This is a genomic window from Mesorhizobium sp. Cs1321R2N1, assembly GCF_037179725.1.
GTDB lineage: Bacteria > Pseudomonadota > Alphaproteobacteria > Rhizobiales > Rhizobiaceae > Mesorhizobium > Mesorhizobium salmacidum.
Map to the genome: position 1 here is coordinate 1 of NZ_JAPYKP010000141.1, position 16,600 is coordinate 16,600.

The 16,600-nt window shown below is 63.0% G+C and carries 20 protein-coding genes and 1 pseudogene; 8 read left to right on the plus strand and 13 right to left on the minus strand.

The window, feature by feature from the left end; all coding sequences use genetic code 11:
• A partial coding sequence (locus O7A61_RS26035) for a DHHA1 domain-containing protein (RefSeq protein WP_337132253.1) occupies positions 1-716 on the plus strand: 716 nt, incomplete at its 5' end.
• A 23-nt stretch (positions 717-739) separates the two neighbouring features.
• Here O7A61_RS26035 and O7A61_RS26040 read toward each other — a convergent pair.
• The 4 genes from O7A61_RS26040 to folE all read right to left on the minus strand — a co-directional run bounded on the left by O7A61_RS26040 (position 740) and on the right by folE (position 3,525).
• Positions 740-1,297 (minus strand): dihydrofolate reductase family protein, encoded by a 558-nt coding sequence (locus O7A61_RS26040; RefSeq protein WP_337132254.1) that lies wholly within the window; start codon positions 1,295-1,297, stop codon positions 740-742.
• Positions 1,298-1,331: 34 nt separating this feature from the next.
• A complete protein-coding gene (locus O7A61_RS26045) occupies positions 1,332-2,306 on the minus strand; it encodes a patatin family protein (protein ID WP_442921118.1) in 975 nt (324 codons plus the stop codon).
• A gap of 80 nt (positions 2,307-2,386) precedes the next feature.
• Positions 2,387-2,848 (minus strand): phosphoribosyl-AMP cyclohydrolase, encoded by a 462-nt coding sequence (gene hisI / locus O7A61_RS26050; RefSeq protein WP_337132256.1) that lies wholly within the window; start codon positions 2,846-2,848, stop codon positions 2,387-2,389.
• Positions 2,849-2,889: 41 nt separating this feature from the next.
• On the minus strand, positions 2,890-3,525 hold the full coding sequence (folE, locus tag O7A61_RS26055; protein ID WP_027146839.1) for a GTP cyclohydrolase I FolE: 636 nt from the start codon (positions 3,523-3,525) through the stop codon (positions 2,890-2,892).
• Between the two features lie 240 nt (positions 3,526-3,765).
• Here folE and O7A61_RS26060 point away from each other — a divergent pair, with 240 nt between their 5' ends.
• Positions 3,766-4,212, plus strand: coding sequence for an iron-sulfur cluster assembly scaffold protein (locus tag O7A61_RS26060; protein WP_015317578.1), 447 nt, complete (start codon positions 3,766-3,768; stop codon positions 4,210-4,212).
• A gap of 71 nt (positions 4,213-4,283) precedes the next feature.
• Positions 4,284-4,709, plus strand: a complete 426-nt coding sequence (locus tag O7A61_RS26065; protein ID WP_337132257.1) for a hypothetical protein — start codon at positions 4,284-4,286, stop codon at positions 4,707-4,709.
• A gap of 49 nt (positions 4,710-4,758) precedes the next feature.
• On the opposite strand, the gene panC is transcribed toward O7A61_RS26065, so the two are convergent.
• Both panC and panB read right to left on the minus strand, forming a co-directional pair.
• Entirely contained in the window at positions 4,759-5,610 is an 852-nt protein-coding gene (panC, locus tag O7A61_RS26070) for a pantoate--beta-alanine ligase (protein WP_337132258.1), read from the minus strand.
• Positions 5,607-6,449, minus strand: coding sequence for a 3-methyl-2-oxobutanoate hydroxymethyltransferase (gene panB, locus O7A61_RS26075; RefSeq protein WP_337132259.1), 843 nt, complete (start codon positions 6,447-6,449; stop codon positions 5,607-5,609). Before panB ends, panC begins: the two co-directional genes overlap by 4 nt.
• Before the next feature lie 227 nt (positions 6,450-6,676).
• Between panB and O7A61_RS26080 the strand changes: the two genes are divergently transcribed.
• The 3 genes from O7A61_RS26080 (at position 6,677) to O7A61_RS26090 (ending at position 8,294) form a co-directional block, all read left to right on the plus strand.
• Positions 6,677-7,075: an NADH:ubiquinone oxidoreductase subunit NDUFA12 gene (locus O7A61_RS26080; RefSeq protein WP_337132260.1), complete on the plus strand. Its 399-nt coding sequence runs from the start codon at positions 6,677-6,679 to the stop codon at positions 7,073-7,075.
• Positions 7,076-7,207: 132 nt separating this feature from the next.
• A complete protein-coding gene (locus O7A61_RS26085) occupies positions 7,208-7,825 on the plus strand; it encodes a DUF2155 domain-containing protein (RefSeq protein ID WP_140508802.1) in 618 nt (205 codons plus the stop codon).
• 85 nt (positions 7,826-7,910) lie between these two features.
• Positions 7,911-8,294: a hypothetical protein gene (locus O7A61_RS26090; protein ID WP_337107257.1), complete on the plus strand. Its 384-nt coding sequence runs from the start codon at positions 7,911-7,913 to the stop codon at positions 8,292-8,294.
• Positions 8,295-8,304: 10 nt separating this feature from the next.
• Here O7A61_RS26090 and aat read toward each other — a convergent pair whose 3' ends face one another.
• The 6 genes from aat to O7A61_RS26120 all read right to left on the minus strand — a co-directional run bounded on the left by aat (position 8,305) and on the right by O7A61_RS26120 (position 13,667).
• Entirely contained in the window at positions 8,305-8,922 is a 618-nt protein-coding gene (gene aat, locus O7A61_RS26095; RefSeq protein ID WP_337132261.1) for a leucyl/phenylalanyl-tRNA--protein transferase, read from the minus strand.
• Between the two features lie 25 nt (positions 8,923-8,947).
• Entirely contained in the window at positions 8,948-10,291 is a 1,344-nt protein-coding gene (gene accC / locus O7A61_RS26100; RefSeq protein WP_015318039.1) for an acetyl-CoA carboxylase biotin carboxylase subunit, read from the minus strand.
• A gap of 10 nt (positions 10,292-10,301) precedes the next feature.
• On the minus strand, positions 10,302-10,763 hold the full coding sequence (gene accB / locus O7A61_RS26105) for an acetyl-CoA carboxylase biotin carboxyl carrier protein (RefSeq protein ID WP_027146846.1): 462 nt from the start codon (positions 10,761-10,763) through the stop codon (positions 10,302-10,304).
• Between the two features lie 26 nt (positions 10,764-10,789).
• Complete coding sequence (gene aroQ, locus O7A61_RS26110; RefSeq protein ID WP_027146847.1) at positions 10,790-11,224, minus strand: type II 3-dehydroquinate dehydratase; 435 nt, start codon at positions 11,222-11,224, stop codon at positions 10,790-10,792.
• Between the two features lie 145 nt (positions 11,225-11,369).
• Entirely contained in the window at positions 11,370-12,209 is an 840-nt protein-coding gene (locus O7A61_RS26115) for a DsbA family protein (RefSeq protein ID WP_337132262.1), read from the minus strand.
• 63 nt (positions 12,210-12,272) lie between these two features.
• Entirely contained in the window at positions 12,273-13,667 is a 1,395-nt protein-coding gene (locus O7A61_RS26120) for a M48 family metalloprotease (protein WP_337132263.1), read from the minus strand.
• Positions 13,668-13,814: 147 nt separating this feature from the next.
• On the opposite strand from O7A61_RS26120, the gene O7A61_RS26125 reads away from it, so the two are divergent.
• Together O7A61_RS26125 and O7A61_RS26130 are read left to right on the plus strand one after the other, a co-directional pair.
• On the plus strand, positions 13,815-14,963 hold the full coding sequence (locus O7A61_RS26125) for a pyridoxal phosphate-dependent aminotransferase (RefSeq protein WP_337132264.1): 1,149 nt from the start codon (positions 13,815-13,817) through the stop codon (positions 14,961-14,963).
• A 4-nt stretch (positions 14,964-14,967) separates the two neighbouring features.
• A complete protein-coding gene (locus O7A61_RS26130; RefSeq protein WP_337132265.1) occupies positions 14,968-15,894 on the plus strand; it encodes a glutaminase in 927 nt (308 codons plus the stop codon).
• Positions 15,895-15,991: 97 nt separating this feature from the next.
• Here the strand turns inward: O7A61_RS26130 and O7A61_RS26135 are convergent.
• A pseudogene (locus O7A61_RS26135) lies at positions 15,992-16,600 on the minus strand (ribonuclease E/G); the annotation flags it as partial.

Genomic DNA, 16,600 nt, shown 5'->3' on the forward strand with positions numbered 1-16,600 from the left:
GCGCCGAGGCCGATGCCGAGCTCGCGGGCGGCAGCGGTCCGGCAATCGTCGTCACCGCCAGCCACAACTGGCACCCCGGCATTGTCGGCCTGCTTGCCTCACGACTGAAGGATCACGCTCGGCGGCCGGCCTTCGCCATCGCCTTCAACGCCAACGGCACCGGCACCGGCTCGGGCCGTTCGGTGTCGGGTTTCGACCTTGGCCGGCTGGTGCGCGAAGCCGCCAATGCCGGGCTCATCGTCAAGGGCGGCGGCCATGGTATGGCTGCTGGCATCACCGTCGAGCGCGCAAGGCTGGGCGAGCTCAGGGCCTTCTTCGAGGAGCGGGCGGCCGCCGACGTTTTCCGGTTGCAGGATGAGGAAACCCTGGCCATCGATGGCGCGCTTGCCGCGGAAGGCGCGACGCTCGGCCTGCTCGACGCCCTGGAGAAGGCGGGCCCTTTCGGCGCCGGGCATATCGCGCCGGTTTTCGCTTTGCCGCGCCATCGGCTGGTCGATATCAGGCCGGTCGGCACCAACCATATTCGCGCCGATTTACAGTCGGAGAGCGGCGGCCGTATCCAGGCGATCGCCTTTCGCGCCGTCGACACGGTGCTTGGCGAATTCCTGTTCAAGAACCGGGGCAAGACGATGCATGTCGCCGGCTCGCTGTCGGGCAATCACTGGAACGGCAACCGTACGGTGCAATTTCGCATTATCGATGCCGCACGGGCGTAGGCGCGCGGCGGAAACCGGGCAATTCAGCCGGCCGGCGCATAACGTAGCAACGTCACGCCCTGGGTAAGACTTTCCGTACCGAGCGGTTTCAGCGCCAGCGACAGGCCGGATTGGAAATAAGGCTTGCCGCCACCCAGCACCACAGGATGCATATAGAGCCTGTATTCGTCGATGAGACCGGCTCGTGTCAGAGAGGCTGCAAGGTCGGCACCACCGAGGATGACGAGGCCATCGGCCTGCGCCTTGAGGGATCGTACCGTGTTCTCGGCATCGTCATCCACCAGGCGGGCATTGAACCCGACTTGCCGAAGCGTGGTCGAGAAGACGATCTTCGGCGTTTCGCGCCATGCCTGGGCAAAATCCCGCTCGACCTCGTCGGTACCGGTCTCGCGCTCAGGACTGTCCCAGAAGCGCATCGTCTCGTACATGCGCCGTCCCGCGAGTACGGCGGAGGCCTGTCTCATCATGTCGTTGAAATGCTGGTGCAGCTCCGCTTCGGGCACCGGCAAGCCGATGTCCTCGTCCGATCGGGCGATATAGCCGTCCAACGACGTCAGCATGGAATAGACAATCCTGGCCATCGGCACCTCCGATTCGGTCGGCCCAGATCACCATCTAGTCGAGAACCGTCTGCAGCCGCGTCAGTTCGCCGATCTGCGCCATCGTGGCCTGATAGCCGAGCTGGATCGCCTCGTCGGCCCGGTGGAATTCGGTGAGGCCGATATGGCTGAGCTTGGGCTGCAGCGACATGTCGGGTGGATCGCCGGCAAGCCTGGCCCGTGAAATGCGGTCCTGGATGATGTTGAAGGCTTCCACCATCACGCCGGTGATGCCCAGACGCGTCTGGTGCGATTGGTGCTGGGAGTTGACCTGGCCAGGCCGTGGCGCATCCTTTTCGATAACCAGCTCGCCGGCACTGTGTTTGATCACGGCGGCGCGGCCGAACAGGTCGTAGTGGAGGTTGACCGCCACGACGAGCGGCTGCTCGTAGGCGCGGCAGACCGAAACAGGCACAGGATTGACCAGCGCTCCGTCGACCAGCACGCGGCCGTTGCAATCGACTGGCTCGAACACGCCCGGCAGCGCGTAGGACGCGCGCATGGCTGTGATCAGCGAGCCGCTCGACAGCCAGATCTCGTGGCCGGTGCGGATTTCCGACGCGACGCAGACAAATGGCTTGGGCAGATCGTCGAAGCGGATACCGGCCGCGTGCTCGCGCAGGCGCGCGTCCAGCTTCATGCCGCCGAAAAGGCCGCTGCCGCGCAGGTTGAGATCGAGCAGGCCGAAGATGCGCCGCCTTGTGAGGCTGCGGGCGAACTCTTCCAGCTCATCCAGTTTGCCGGCGAGATAACAGCCGCCGACCAGAGCACCGATCGAGGTGCCGGCGATCATCGAAACTTCGATGCCGGCTTCGTCGAGCGCGCGCAGCACGCCGATATGAGCCCAGCCTCTGGCACAGCCGCCGCCGAGCGCGAGCGAAATACCTGTTTTCTTGGGGGATGTTGTTTCGGATGCGCCGCCTGCCGAGGACAGGCCGTTGGCCTCCCTGACATCTGGTCTGTTACGCAATGACGCCCATTCGAGCATCATGATCTCCCTTGTCCCAGGCTATTATACAAATGGGCCGTATCGAAATGATGAATGTATGTGGTCGGTGTGAGGCAGAAGGTTCAAGCTGATGGCTTTCGATAGGTGTTTTCCGCATCGAACAGCGGCTTGCTGCCGTCATCGGCAAGCGTCCCCTTGCCGTCGATCAGCCCCACCGTCCGATAAAAGCATGAACGCCGGCCAGTGTGACAAGTTGCGTCGTGGCCCAACACTTTGACGCGCAACCATATGGCGTCCTGGTCACAATCCGTGAGCATCTCGACGACATGCTGGAAATTGCCCGAGGTTTCGCCCTTCTTCCAGAGTGCGTTGCGCGAGCGCGACCAGTAATGGGCAATGCCTGTCTCCAGCGTCAGCGCCAGCGCGTGCGCATTCATATGCGCGACCATCAGCAGCATGCCGTCGGCGGCATCGGTTACGACGACGGTGACAAGACCGGCGGCATCGAAGCGCGGCGAGAACACCGTGCCTTCTTCCAGGGTCGTCTTGTCCGAGGGAGCTTTCGGAAATTCCAGTGCCGACATTGCCGGTCTATTTCCTGTTGACCGTGACGTCGGCAAGGGGCTTACGCCCTGCCGCCGCGCACCATGGTGACAAAACGAACCTGCTCTTCGGGCGTATCCTTGAAAACGCCGGTGAAGGTGGAGGTCAGCGTGGTTGAGCCCTGCTTGCGGATGCCGCGCATGGCCATGCACATGTGCTCGGCCTCGATCATGACAGCGACGCCGCGCGGGTTGAGCACGTCCTGGATGACCCCGGCAATCTGCGCGGTCAGGGCTTCCTGCGTCTGCAGGCGATGGGCGAAGATATCGACGACGCGCGCGATCTTGGACAGGCCGACGACCTTGCCGTCGGGCAGATAGCCGACATGCGCCTTGCCGATGATCGGCACCATGTGGTGCTCACAATGCGAATGGAACTGGATGTCCTTGACGATCACGAGATCGTCGTAGCCGGCGACCTCCTCGAAAGTACGGCCAAGCTCCTCGGCTGGGCACATATCGTAGCCGCCGAACATTTCACGGAACGCCTTGGCCACCCGCTTGGGGGTATCGATCAAACCCTCGCGATCCGGGTTGTCGCCGGTCCAGCGCAGCAATGTGCGCACGGCGGCCTCGACTTCGGCCTCGCTCGGGCGGTCGGTGACCGGCTTTTCCATATAGGCCGACTGGGGCATGAGTTTCTTGATGACGGCATCCATAAAAGGCGTCTCCCGTAGTCCCTCTCTCAGGAGGAACGAGTTGAACGGACCACGACCTTTCGGTGTCGGAAACTCGCCCCGTTTCCAGCCCCGTAAGCGGCGTGAACTTCCCGGCAAGGACAGTGGCTCTCGCCGCCTTGTCGATACCAGACTGCCAGCATTATATATGGTCGTGCCGGGCGAATGAAAGACGCAACAACGGCAATCGCTGTTTGCTTGGCGGCGACGGATTGGAAAATAATGATCAACGACGTCTACAACGCGAAAATTCTCGGTTTTGCCGGAAACATCGCCCGCATCGGCCGGCTCGATCATCCCGACGCGACCGCGAAGGCGCATTCCAAGCTGTGCGGGTCGACCGTTACCGTCGACCTCAAGATGGAGGACGGCGTGGTCACCGACTTCGCCCACGACGTGAAAGCCTGCGCGCTCGGACAGGCATCGTCCTCGATCATGGCGCAACATGTCGTCGGCGCCAGTGCCGAGGAATTGCGCGCGGTGCGCGAGACCATGCTTAAGATGCTGAAGGAGAACGGCGCGCCACCCGAAGGACGCTTCGCCGACCTCGGCTATTTGGAGCCGGTGCGCGACTACAAGGCGCGCCATGCGTCAACCATGCTGACCTTCGACGCCGTGGTCGACGCCATCGGCCAGATCGAAAAGAAGCGCGCAGACGAAGCGGCCTGAGCGTGGGCTTTGACCTTACGACGGCGGGCGGGTCCCGCCAGGGCACGGCCGATCGTTTATGCAATAACCTCATGTTCGCCGGCATTCTTGCCGCGTCACTTGTGTCGAGCAGTGGCTCGAGCGGGGCGGAACCAGCGGTCCAGCGCGATATCGGCGACTATCTCATGAAAGCTATCCAAGCCTGTTGGAACATGCCTGCAAATACCACAAGCATTGCACGCGTTCAGATCAGCCTGAACAAGGACGGATCGCTCGCCGGCCCGCCAAAAATCGTCGATCCTGTGACACCACCACGGGATAAGGTTGCCGAAGCCGCCATTCGGGCAATCGCGCGCTGCGCGCCGTTCCCCGGGCTGGCATCCTACGCCGCCCCCTATGATTTGTGGCGCGACATCGTCGTCACATTCAACCCGGCAGACGACCCGGCGGCGGGACATCCGCCTCTGGACGTCAACGACCTCGATAAACTTCTCGAAAAATACAAGAAGGCAAAGTAGACGGATCCTGCCGGCAGCGGCTCAGGCCGGAGCTTTCAGCGCGCGCCGATCAGGCGGTGGGAACTTCCACATTGTCGATCAGCCTGGTTTTTCCCAGCCAGGCGGCAGCGAGAACGCGGCCCGCTCGGTCGTGCCGCCATGGCTTAAGTGTCAGGCTTTCGCGGGCCTCGACATAATCGACCTTCTGGAAGCCGGCCGCGATCAGGGCGCGGCTTGCTTCGGCGATCGTTTCCTCTTGACCTGCGCCCGCCGCCAGCGCCACTGCCGCCTTGCGCAGGATAAGGTTGAGCTGGCGCGCGATCCGGAGTTCGGCTTCATCGAGATAGGCGTTGCGCGATGACATGGCGAGGCTATGCGCATCGCGTATGGTCGGCGCGCCGATGACTTCTACAGGCAGGTCGAGGTCGCGGCAAAGCTGCCTGACGACGCAAAGCTGCTGATAGTCCTTTTCGCCAAAGATGGCGACGTCGGGTGCAGCCTGCAGGAGAAGCTTGGCCACCACGGTGGCGACGCCGTCGAAAAAGGTGGGGCGAAAGTCCGTTTCGAGCCCGGCTGACGGGCCGCCGACCGAGATTCTCGTGGCAAAACCGGCGGGATACATCTCGCTGACATCAGGCGTGAAGGCAAGATCTGCCTTGGCCGTCGCCAGCATGTCGAGGTCGCGCGCCAACTGGCGCGGGTACTTGTCGAGATCCTCGCTCGGCGCGAACTGCGTCGGATTGACGAAGATCGACACCACGCAGCGATCCGCTCTTTCGAGCGCGATCTTGATCAGCGAAAGATGCCCGTCATGCAATGCGCCCATGGTCGGCACCAAGGCGATGCGCAGCCCATCGCGCCGCCAGTCGCTAATTCGCGCGCGAAGCGCGGCAACGCTGTCGACCATGTCGGGCCGGCTCATGATTCATCCCCGCCATTTGTTCTCGAGAAGACGTGGGTGGGGCCGGGGAAATCGCGGTCCCGCACCTCCGATGCGTAGCGCTCGGCGGCATGCGCGATCACACTGCGCAGGTCGGCGTATTGCTTGACGAATTTAGGCACGCGATCGACTGTTAGCCCGACCATGTCGTCGATGACCAGAATCTGGCCGTCGCACTCGCCGCTGGCGCCGATGCCGATGGTTGGAATGGCGATGCGGCGGGTGATGTCCGCGGCGACCGTCTCTATCGTTCCTTCGATGACCAGGGAAAACGCACCGGCCTTCTCGACCGCGAGCGCGTCGGCGATCAGGGCGGCCACATTCTCGTCCGTGCGACCCTTGATCTTGTAGCCGCCATCCTTTTCCACCGATTGCGGCTGGAGGCCGATATGGCCCATGACCGGGATATCGGCGGCCACGATCGCCGCGATCTGAGCGGCCATGTCGACGCCTCCCTCGAGTTTCACCGCCTGGCAGCCGCTCTCGCCGACGATGCGCCGCGCCGAGACCACGGCCTGCGCGGCTGAATCCTCATACGTGCCGGCCGGCATGTCGACGACGACGCAGGCCTTGGCCGAGCCCCGCATCACGGCTTGGCCGTGCGCGATCATCATCTCCAGCGAGGCGCCCAGCGTCGTCTCATGGCCATGCAGGACCATGGCGACGCTGTCGCCGACCAGGAGCAGGTCGACATAGGGATCGAGCAGGCGGGCGATCGGGTAGGTGTAGGCGGTGAGGCATACGATCGGTGTGCCGCCCTTGCGGCGGCGAATCAGGTCGGCGCCGATGCGGATATCGGTGGTCGGCAATTGCGTGGCCAATCGTCGCCTCCTTCTGCCCCGGCCGGATAGGATTTCCACATGGGCGCGCAGAGCTTTAGAAAGAGCGGCAAGGCTTGGCAAGCGCGCATCCGGCCACCCCTTGGGATCACAGGCTTGTGTCGGGCCCTGGCGCGCCATTTGCGCGCTCCCCGTGGCAAAACCCTTGCCTTCCCGAAGGCCTGACGCCATAAGCAGGAAACGGGCGCCGCCAGCGCGAGGGTTCTGAAATGAAGACTTTCCTGACGCAGTTTTTCACCTGGTGGAACAGCCAGACGCTGGGAACGCGCCTGCACACCTGGCGGCACGGCAAGGAAGTCGGCCAGGACGAGGCCGGCAATGTCTATTACGAAGGCGGCATCGATTCGGAGGGCCGCACGCGTCGCTGGGTTATCTACCGCAACTATTCGGAAGCCTCGGCCATCCCGCCTGGCTGGCACGGCTGGATTCACCATCGGGTCGATGTCGCTCCCCCCAGTGATGACTACCGGCCGCGCGACTGGCAAAAGCCGCATTTACCCAATCTGACCGGCACGCCAGCGGCCTATCGTCCGAAGGGCTCGCTGCTGGCCAATCAACATCGCCCGCAGGTCACCGGCGATTACGACGCATGGACGCCGGGGTCGTAACGGCGCGGGTTGTAAGGTGCAGGCCGGTCCTTTATCGCCACAATTGGTGTTTAGCTGCTTGCTGATCAGAAAACGGCGACTAGCCTTGGCGATCGACGGAATCACCTGGGCGCGAACCACCGGTACCCCTGCATGAGCTTTTTCAACCTGATATCGACAGGCGGTCTGGCGCTAGCCGCCAGCCTCGCCGTCAGCACCGTCGCGTTTTCGGCTTCACCCGCACCTGCACCCGCCGCTCCGGCGCCGACGGCGCCCGCGGGATCGGATCGCATCACCAACCCGGTCGCCGAGTTCGCTGGCATCGACAAGATCACCGGCCGCATCATTACTTTCGATGTCTATATCGATGAGACGGTGCAGTTCGGCGCCCTGCAGGTTACGCCACGCGTCTGCTATTCCCGGCCGGAGAACGAAGAGCCGAAGACCGACTCCTTCGTCGAGGTGGACGAGATCACGCTCGATCGCAAGATCCGCCGCATCTTCACTGGCTGGATGTTCGCCGAAAGCCCGGGTCTCAATGCCGTCGAACATGCCGTCTATGACGTCTGGTTGAAGGCGTGCAAGCAGAAGTCGGATGTGCCGGCGCCCGACGCTGGCAAGAGTGGTGCGACCAAGGCCGACGGGGCGAAAACCGACGCTTCGAAGCCAGCCGCAACTCAGTCTGCCTCGGCCAAGCCAAAGCCCACGGTCAGTCCGGACGCGGCACAGCCCGACGACGCCGCGGAACCGGATACGACGGACACCAACTGATCTCTTGGAACCGCCATGGCTGGCGCGCGTTGGACAATCACCACGCGCGTGGAGGACAATCACCACGCGCGTGGAGGACACGTCAATGTCGGACAGCAAGCGGATCATGGCCAACAAGGCCGAGTTGCTGGAACTCGAAAAAGGGTTCTGGACGGGTGATGCTAGCTACTATGCTGCCAATGTTGATACCGAATGCCTGGTGGCGTTTCCGCAGATGGCACAGGCGATGGACAATGCCGATCTGGCCAAGACCGCAACCAAACCCAACCGCTGGCGCGACCTCGACATCGAGCTCAAGGGAATAATCGAACCCGGTAGCGATATTGTCATGCTGACTTACGAGGCGCGCGCTACGAGGGAGAATGGCGAGCCCTATGCAGCGCTGGTCAGCACCGGCTACGTCCATCGCGCCAACGGCTGGAAGATGATGTTCCATGCGCAGACGCCGCTCGCGGCCACCGCCACATAGGCCTTGATCCCTACGGAAAAAAGACCGCTTCACCTTTCAGCGCGTCGGCCAGCATCTTTTCGTATTTGCCGCGCGGCACGTCGACGGCGCCGAAGCGCTTGAGGTGTTCGGTGGTGAACTGGGTATCGAGCAGCGCGAAGCCCCGAGCCTTCAGGCGCTCGACGAGATGCACCAGGCAGATCTTCGACGCGTCCGTCTCCTTGGAAAACATGCTTTCGCCGAAAAACACCCGCCCCAGCGAGACTCCATAGAGCCCGCCGACCAGACGCCCCTCGCGCCAGGCCTCGACCGAATGGCAGTGCCCCATACGGTGCAACTGCACGTAGGCCTCGCGGATCGGCGCATTGATCCAGGTCGAGCGGCGCTCTTCGCGCTTCTCGGCACAACCGTCGATCGTAGCCTCGAAATCGAAGTCGAAACGAATTTCGAATGCGTGCTTGCGGATCGTCTTCTTCAGGCTTCTGGGTGTGTGAAAACCTGCGAGCGGGATGATGCCGCGCGTCTCCGGCCGCACCCAGAAGACCTCCGGATCACCAGCACTCTCGGCCATAGGAAAGACGCCCGAGGCGTATGCCTTGAGCAGAAGGTCGGTGGGAATGCGATAGCCTGGCGCGTAGGGTCGGGTCATCGCGTCATCATAGCGCTAAGTTGGGCTATTCGCCCTTGGCCAGATATTTTTCCAGCCAATGGATGTCGTAGTCGCCATTGGCAATGTCGGCATTACCGACGAGATCGCGAAACAGCGGCAATGTCGTTTTGATCCCGTCGACGACGAATTCATCGAGCGCCCGCCGCAGCCGCATCATGCATTCGACGCGGTTGCGTCCATGCACGATCAACTTGCCGATCAGGCTGTCATAGTAGGGCGGGATCTTGTAGCCGGAATAGACACCGGAATCGACGCGGATGCCGAGGCCGCCGGGCGTGTGGAAATGGGTGATCGTGCCGGGTGAGGGGGTGAAGGTGCGCGGATCCTCGGCGTTGATACGGCATTCGATGGCGTGGCCGTTGAACTTGATGTCTTCCTGCTTGACCGAAAGGCCGCCGCCGGAAGCGACGCGGATCTGTTCGTGGACCAGATCGATGCCGGTGATCGCTTCCGTCACCGGATGCTCGACCTGGAGACGCGTGTTCATCTCGATGAAATAGAACTCGCCATTCTCGTACAGGAACTCGATGGTGCCGGCTCCCGAATAGCCGAGATCGGCAATCGCCTTGGCGCAGATGCCGCCGATGCGCGACCGTTCCTCGGCGTTGAGCGCCGGCGAATTGGCCTCTTCCCAGACTTTCTGGTGGCGCCGTTGCAACGAACAGTCGCGCTCGCCGAAATGCACGCCGCCGCCGAAGCCGTCGCCGAACACCTGCACCTCGATGTGGCGCGGTTTCTCCAGATATTTCTCGATGTAGACCGCGTCGTCGCCGAAGGCCGCGCCGGCTTCCGAGCGCGCCGTCTGCAGGGCGATTTCGAGGTCTGCCTCGGTATGCGCCACCTTCATGCCGCGTCCCCCGCCGCCGGCCGACGCCTTGATGATGACGGGATAGCCGATCTCGGCGGCGATGCGCCTGGCTTCCTTTTCTTCGGTCACCGCGCCATCGGAGCCGGGCACCACCGGAATGCCGAGGCGCTTTGCCGTGCGCTTGGCCTCGATCTTGTCGCCCATGATGCGGATATGGTCGCCGGACGGGCCGATGAAGGTGATGTTGTGCGCCGCCAGGATATCGGCGAACTTGGCGTTCTCCGACAGGAAGCCGTAGCCCGGATGCACGGCGTCGGCGCCGGTGATCTCGCACGCCGCGACGATCTGGTGAATGTTGAGATAGCTGTCGCGCGACGGCGGCGGACCGATGCACACGCTTTCGTCGGCGAGCCTGACATGCATGGCGTCAGCGTCGGCGGTCGAATGCACCACCACGGTCTGGATGCCGAGTTCCTTGCAGGCGCGCAGCACCCGGAGCGCGATTTCGCCGCGATTGGCGATGAGGATCTTCTGGAACATCAGGTCCGCTCTATTCGATCACGACGAGCGGCATGCCGTATTCGACCGGCGTCGCGTCCTCGAACAGGATCGCCGTGACAGTGCCGGCGCGCGGCGAGGGGATCTGGTTCATTGTCTTCATCGCCTCGATGATCAGCAGCGTCTGGCCTTCCTTGACCTTCTGACCGATCTCGATGAACGGCTTTGCGTCAGGAGACGGCGCCAGGTAGGCGGTGCCGACCATGGGCGAAGGGACGGCGTTCTTCGACACGTCGACAGTCGCCGGGGCAGCCGCCGTTGCAGATTGGGCGGCCGCTGCCGGCGCATAGGCCGGTTGCGGTGCGGCGATCGCATGGACGGTGGGCGCCTGCCGTGACACCCGAACCTTCAGGTCGCCGAGTTCAACCTCGATCTCGGTCAGGTTGGTGTCGTTCAGTATGCCCGCCAGATCGCGGATCAGTTGCTGGTCAACACCGGTCTTCTTTATCGACATTTTCGAGCCTTCTGTTTGTTGGCCGGTCATAGGCGTGCGGCCAGCGCTTGCAGCGCCAGCGTGTAGCCGAGCGGCCCAAAGCCACAGATCATGCCGACAGCGACCGGCGCGACCATGGAGACGTGGCGGAACGGTTCCCGCGCGTGGATATTGGAAAGGTGAACTTCGGCGACCGGCAGCGGCGCGATCGAGCGGATGGCGTCGTGGATGGCAATCGAGGTATGGCTATAGGCGCCTGGGTTGATGACGATGCCGGCGGCCTTGTCGCCGGCTTCCTGGATCCAGTCGACAAGATCGCCTTCATGGTTCGACTGGCGGAAATCGATCTCGATCCCAAGCGATTTGCCTGCCTGCTTGCAGTCGTCCGCGATGGCCGCGAGCGTCTTGCCGCCATAAATGCCCGGCTCGCGCTTGCCGAGCGCGTTGAGATTGGGACCGTTCAGGACGAAAACCGTTTTCAAAAAAGCCGACCTTTTCCGGCGCCGGCGTCAAGCCGGCGCGCTGGGCCTCTATACCGGGCATAGTCGCCTGCGGAAAGAGCGCAAGTGCGTTCTTTCACTGTCCACAACAGGCCGAAATGCGCCCGTGAAGAAAACCGCTCGCCGGTCAAAGCGCGGCTTTCGCCGCCTTGATCTTTTCGGCGAGCACTTCCTGCCCGAGCGCCCCGAACACGACCTCGTTGCCGACGACGTAGGAAGGGGTTCCGGTGATCTGCAGCTTGTTGGCAAGATCGTAGGTCTTGGAGAAGGCTTCGGGGATCGACGCGTCCTTCATCTTCTCGCGCAGCGTCGCCTCGTCGGCGCCGAGCGAAAGCGCGATCTTGATCGCTGTTGCCTCGGTGGCGCGCCCCTGGCCGCCAAGCAGCGCATTGTGGAACTCGCCATACTTCTCCGGCATCATCATGTGGAACGCCATCGAAACGACGCTGGCCTTCTGCGAATCCGGGCCGAGGATCGGGAATTCCTTGAGCACGAAACGCAGATCCGGATCGGACTTGGTCAGGGCCCGCATGTCCTCGATGGCGCGTTTGCAGAAGCCGCAATTGTAGTCGTAGAACTCCACGATCGTGGCCTTGCCGTTCGGGTTGCCGACGACGCCGTCGAAGGTGGAGTTGAAGATCTGGTCCTTGGCGTTCTTGATGACGCCGAGCGCCGCGAGCCGCTGTTCCTCCTTCTGCTTGGCCTCGAGCGCGTCCTGCACTTCGAGCAGCACTTCCGGATTCTTCAGGAGATAGTCGCGGATGATTCCCTCGACCTCGGTGCGGTCGATTTTGGTATCGGCCCCGGCCGTCTGGACAGGCTGAGCCGTCTGGACAGGCTGCGCCGTCTGGACAGGCTGTGCCGTTCCGGCCTTCGCAATTTGCGGACTGCCGGCCACGAAACCGAAAGCCAGCATGGCAAGGGCGACCGCAACCCCCGTGGTGCCCAGCAGCAGTGCCTTTTTCATCGTTCTCGTTCCTTCTGCCTGTTTTCCGGTCTGTCGCAGCACGCGGCCGGAGGGTTCATGAGATTACTGGCTTTTGCCTGACGATTTGTAGTTTATGATGTCCTGGGCGCGTATCCAGCGTGGCTCGCTGCGCTTCATCTGCTGTTGCGCCCGCATGGCGAAGATCTTCGCATCCTTGTAGTCGCCGGAATAGAAATGGCCTTCGGCGGTGGCAAGCTCGGCGCCCGGTATGTCTCCCAGCTCGCCGTAAGCCTGTGCCAGATAACGATAGCCGGTGGAATTTTCCTTGTCGCGCCCCAGGCCATTGTTGATCTGCACGACAGCTTTCTTGAGCGAGTCGGGCGTGCCGACCGCCATCAGCGCCTGGCCAAGCGAGACAGGCAGCAGGCCGGACCGTGCCGGATCGAGGCTGACCGCCTTGGCGTAGGCGTCGGCTGCATCCTTGGGCTTGTTCGCTTTCATCAATATATCGCCGCGCAGCTCCTGGAAGTAGGCATTCTTGGGCTGCGCCTTGATCAGGGCGTTGGTCTTGGTAAGCGCCTCGGAGAGATTGCCGTAGAGATAGGTCGACTGGGCATCGCCATAGAGCGCCGCCATGCTGCCCCGCATCTTTTGCATCAGCCGCGCCGCGGCGGCCTGACCCTCCATGTAGACGGCAATCTTCACCCGCATCATGTCGTGGCGCTGCTGCAGCGTCGGCGGGTCGAGCTTGTCGACATTGGGGCTTTGCTTGACCAGCACTTCGAGGTTGGCGATGCGGTCCTGCGGCATGGGATGGCTGATCCGGTAGGGATCGACCTGCGCGCCCGACAGCGACAGCGCGGTCTGGAAGCGGTGGAAGGTCTTCAGCATGCCCATGCCGGACTGGCCGGTGGCGTTGAGATAGGTGATGGCCGAGCGGTCGGCCGTGATTTCCTCGGTGCGCTGATAGGCGAGGATGCTGCGCTGCGCCATCTCGCCGCCGCCAGCCGCCACACCCATGCCGGCGCCGGCAAGGCCGCGGCTGTTTGTGGTCGCACCGGCAACCATGGCGCCGGCACCGAGCAAGGTGGCGATGATGGCCATGGTCTTGGCGCGTTCGAGCTGTTCGCGCAGTTTCTGCTGGTGGCCGCCGGCGATATGGCCTGCTTCGTGCGCGATGACGCCGATGATTTCGTTCGGCGTCTCAGCCGTCATCAGCGCGCCGGTGTTGATGAACAGCCGGCGTCCGGTGACGAAGGCGTTGAAGCTGGAATCGTTGACCAGCACGATGTCGATGCCGTCATTCGCGAGCCCGGCCGCCTTGAAGATCGGCCGTGCATAATCGCGCACCAGAGCTTCGATCTCGGCGTCGCGTACGACTGGCACGCCCTGGGCGAAGGCGGTCACCGAACCGGCCACCGCAACTGCGGCGGCGAGCAAAATCGTCGCGAAGACACGCGCCGCGTTGGCAATAGTCGATCTGGGTCGGCTCAACATAATGTGTCCACTGGTAGACGAGCGGGCGAAAGATGAAAAGTCGGCGCCTGAAAAACTTCCTCAACTTGTGATCCTCACATCAATCGGGCATTTGTGCGGCGCATGCGTCAGGACCTGGCGCGCTCAATCCTCGGGACAGGGGTAAAAATGGTCGTTTCGCTCTCCCATCGCGGCAATGTCGAGCCGTTCCATGCCATGGATGTACTTGCCGAAGCGAACCGGCTGAAGGCCCTAGGCATACCGGTGATTTCCATGGCGGTTGGCCAGCCATCCGATCCAGCGCCTGTACGGGTTCGCGCCGCCGCGGCCAAGGCGCTGGAGGATGGACGCATAGGCTATACCGACACCTTGGGTCTGGCCTCGCTGCGCAAGGCGATCGCCGGGCACTGCGCGGATCATTATGGCCTCGATGTCGACCCCGGCCGGATCGCGGTGACCACCGGATCGTCGGCGGCCTTCAATCTTGCCTTCCTGGTGATGTTCGATCCAGGCGATCGGGTCGCCATCGCCGCTCCCGGCTACCCCGCCTATCGCAACATCATGGCAGCCCTCGGCATCGACGTGGTCGAAATCGAGCTCGGTGACGCGGCTTATCTGCATGCCGGCCATCTGGAGGCCGCGCATCGCGAGAAGCCGTTAAAGGGCGTGCTGTTTGCAAGTCCGGCCAATCCGACCGGCGCCGTCATACCGGCCGACGAGCTGGCGACCCTGGTCAGCACGGCGGAGTCGCTCGGTATCGCCGTCATTTCCGATGAGATCTACCATCGGCTGGCCTATGGCGCCCCCGACACCACGGCTCTCGCCTTTAGCAACAGCGTGACTGTGATCAACTCTTTCTCGAAATACTACTGCATGACCGGCTGGCGCATCGGCTGGATGGTATTGCCGGACGAACTCGTGCGCCCCGTCGAATGCATTGGCCAGAGCCTCTACATCTCGCCGCCGGAGCTGTCGCAGATCGCGGCGATCGAGGCCTTTGCCGCAACCGAGGAATTGGAGGCGGTAAAACGGCGCTATGCCTGGAATCGCGAGCTCTTGATGACGCGTCTCCCGGAGCTGGGTTTTCCCCTGGCGGCACCCATGGATGGCGCCTTCTATGCCTTTTGCGATGTCACCCGGCACAGCAATGACAGCATGGCTTTTGCCCGCAAGATGCTGGCCGAGGCACATGTGGCGGCGACCCCCGGCCGCGACTTCGATCCCCGGGCAGGGCACCGCACGATGCGGTTTTCCTATGCCGGCAGCCACGACGACATGGTCGAGGCGATGTCGCGCATCGAACGCTGGTTGAGGTAACGCCATGCCGCTCGAACAGGCGCTGGCGGAAGTCGCGGCGGAAATGGCTGAACGCACCGATCGCGGCGATGTCGCGACCTATATTCCCCAATTGGGCAAAGTCGATCCGAAGAAATTCGGCATCGCGGCCGTCACCAATGACGGCCGCACGCTGGTGGCCGGCGATGCCGACCAGGCTTTTTCGATCCAGAGCATCTCGAAAGTTTTCACCCTGACGCTGGCGCTCGGCAATGTAGGCGACGCACTGTGGAAGCGGGTGGGGCGCGAGCCCTCCGGCAACCCGTTCAACTCGATTGTCCAGCTCGAGCATGAGAACGGCATTCCGCGCAACCCGTTCATCAATGCCGGCGCCATCGTCATTTCCGACATCCTGCTTGCAGGCCACCAGCCGCGCGAGGCGATCGGCGAGATCCTGCGCTTCATCCAGTTCCTCTGCGACGACGAGACGATCATCATCGACCGCGAGGTCGCGGCTTCCGAACGCGCCACCGGCTACCGCAACTTTGCGCTCGCCAACTACATGAAATTCTTCGGCAATCTCCATCATGCGCCGGAACTGGCGCTGGGCGTCTATTTCCACCATTGCGCCATCGCCATGAGCTGCCGACAACTGGCGATGGCCGGCCGCTTCCTCGCCAATGGCGGCAAGAACCCGGCAACCGGTCATTCCGTGGTGTCGGCGGAGCGGGCGCGGCGCATCGGCGCCATGATGCTGACCTGCGGCCACTATGACGGCTCCGGCGATTTCGCCTTCCGCGTCGGTATTCCCGGCAAGAGCGGCGTCGGCGGCGGCATATTGGGTATTGTACCGGGTGTCGCTTCGCTCGCCGTCTGGTCGCCCGGCCTCAACGCCAACGGCAATTCCAAGCTGGGTTCGCTCGCGCTGGAAAAGCTCGCCAGGATGATGAACTGGTCGATCTTCGCGCCATAGGGATCACGACCTGCCGGATATGAAAAATCCCGCGCCGTTCGTTTCGATCGGCGCGGGATTCTTTTTGTTAGAAAATCAATTCAAGCGTTTGGAAAGCTTAGAAAAAGCCTTTCCGCTGCCACCAGCCGGCACGCTTGGGCTTTTCTTCGGTCTTGGCTTCCGGCTCATCGGCCACGGTCGAGGAAACCACCGGTACGACAGGTGTATCGGCGGCTGCCGCCTTGCGGCGTGATGGCCGGGCTTTCGGTGTCTCTCCGGCGACCGCCGCCTCGTCCGATGCCGTGGCTGGCGTTTCGGCGGGTGCCTGGACGACCGCTTCCGCGGTCGGCTCCCCGGCGACGGCCTCGGCTGCTGCCTTCTTCGGCTTGGCTGCGCGGCGTGGCTTCTTGGGCTTCTCGGTGCTTGGCACCTCGTCGCTGACTGGAGCCGCCGGTTCTTCGACGGCAGCGGCAGCCACCGGCTCGATCGCCGCAGGCTCGTTTAGGGAAGCGTCAGCTTCGGCAGGCTCAGTCGTTTCACCGGCTGCCGCCTCGGTCTCGCCTTCGCCGTCTTCGCGACGGTTGCGCTTGCCGCCGCGCTTGCCGCGCCGACGCTTCTTGCCCTGGCCATCGTCGGATGCTTCCGCCGTTTCGACGGTCTCGGTTGCGGCGACCGCAGCCTCGTCGTCAGCCTCGGCATCGTCATGGTCCGCCGCGCCTTCCGACGC

What these genes read in the sequence shown, in the direction of transcription:
- O7A61_RS26120 (WP_337132263.1), bottom strand. Translation starts at nt 13,667, where the DNA reads ATGTTGAGCCGACCCAGATCGACTATTGCCAACGCGGCGCGTGTCTTC.
- O7A61_RS26125 (WP_337132264.1), top strand. Translation starts at nt 13,815, where the DNA reads ATGGTCGTTTCGCTCTCCCATCGCGGCAATGTCGAGCCGTTCCATGCC.
- O7A61_RS26065 (WP_337132257.1), top strand. Translation starts at nt 4,284, where the DNA reads ATGTTCGCCGGCATTCTTGCCGCGTCACTTGTGTCGAGCAGTGGCTCG.
- O7A61_RS26115 (WP_337132262.1), bottom strand. Translation starts at nt 12,209, where the DNA reads ATGAAAAAGGCACTGCTGCTGGGCACCACGGGGGTTGCGGTCGCCCTT.
- O7A61_RS26090 (WP_337107257.1), top strand. Translation starts at nt 7,911, where the DNA reads ATGTCGGACAGCAAGCGGATCATGGCCAACAAGGCCGAGTTGCTGGAA.
- accB (WP_027146846.1), bottom strand. Translation starts at nt 10,763, where the DNA reads ATGTCGATAAAGAAGACCGGTGTTGACCAGCAACTGATCCGCGATCTG.
- O7A61_RS26060 (WP_015317578.1), top strand. Translation starts at nt 3,766, where the DNA reads ATGATCAACGACGTCTACAACGCGAAAATTCTCGGTTTTGCCGGAAAC.
- O7A61_RS26080 (WP_337132260.1), top strand. Translation starts at nt 6,677, where the DNA reads ATGAAGACTTTCCTGACGCAGTTTTTCACCTGGTGGAACAGCCAGACG.
- O7A61_RS26085 (WP_140508802.1), top strand. Translation starts at nt 7,208, where the DNA reads ATGAGCTTTTTCAACCTGATATCGACAGGCGGTCTGGCGCTAGCCGCC.
- folE (WP_027146839.1), bottom strand. Translation starts at nt 3,525, where the DNA reads ATGGATGCCGTCATCAAGAAACTCATGCCCCAGTCGGCCTATATGGAA.
- O7A61_RS26045 (WP_442921118.1), bottom strand. Translation starts at nt 2,306, where the DNA reads ATGATGCTCGAATGGGCGTCATTGCGTAACAGACCAGATGTCAGGGAG.
- accC (WP_015318039.1), bottom strand. Translation starts at nt 10,291, where the DNA reads ATGTTCCAGAAGATCCTCATCGCCAATCGCGGCGAAATCGCGCTCCGG.
- hisI (WP_337132256.1), bottom strand. Translation starts at nt 2,848, where the DNA reads ATGTCGGCACTGGAATTTCCGAAAGCTCCCTCGGACAAGACGACCCTG.
- panC (WP_337132258.1), bottom strand. Translation starts at nt 5,610, where the DNA reads ATGAGCCGGCCCGACATGGTCGACAGCGTTGCCGCGCTTCGCGCGCGA.
- O7A61_RS26130 (WP_337132265.1), top strand. Translation starts at nt 14,968, where the DNA reads ATGCCGCTCGAACAGGCGCTGGCGGAAGTCGCGGCGGAAATGGCTGAA.
- O7A61_RS26040 (WP_337132254.1), bottom strand. Translation starts at nt 1,297, where the DNA reads ATGGCCAGGATTGTCTATTCCATGCTGACGTCGTTGGACGGCTATATC.
- aat (WP_337132261.1), bottom strand. Translation starts at nt 8,922, where the DNA reads ATGACCCGACCCTACGCGCCAGGCTATCGCATTCCCACCGACCTTCTG.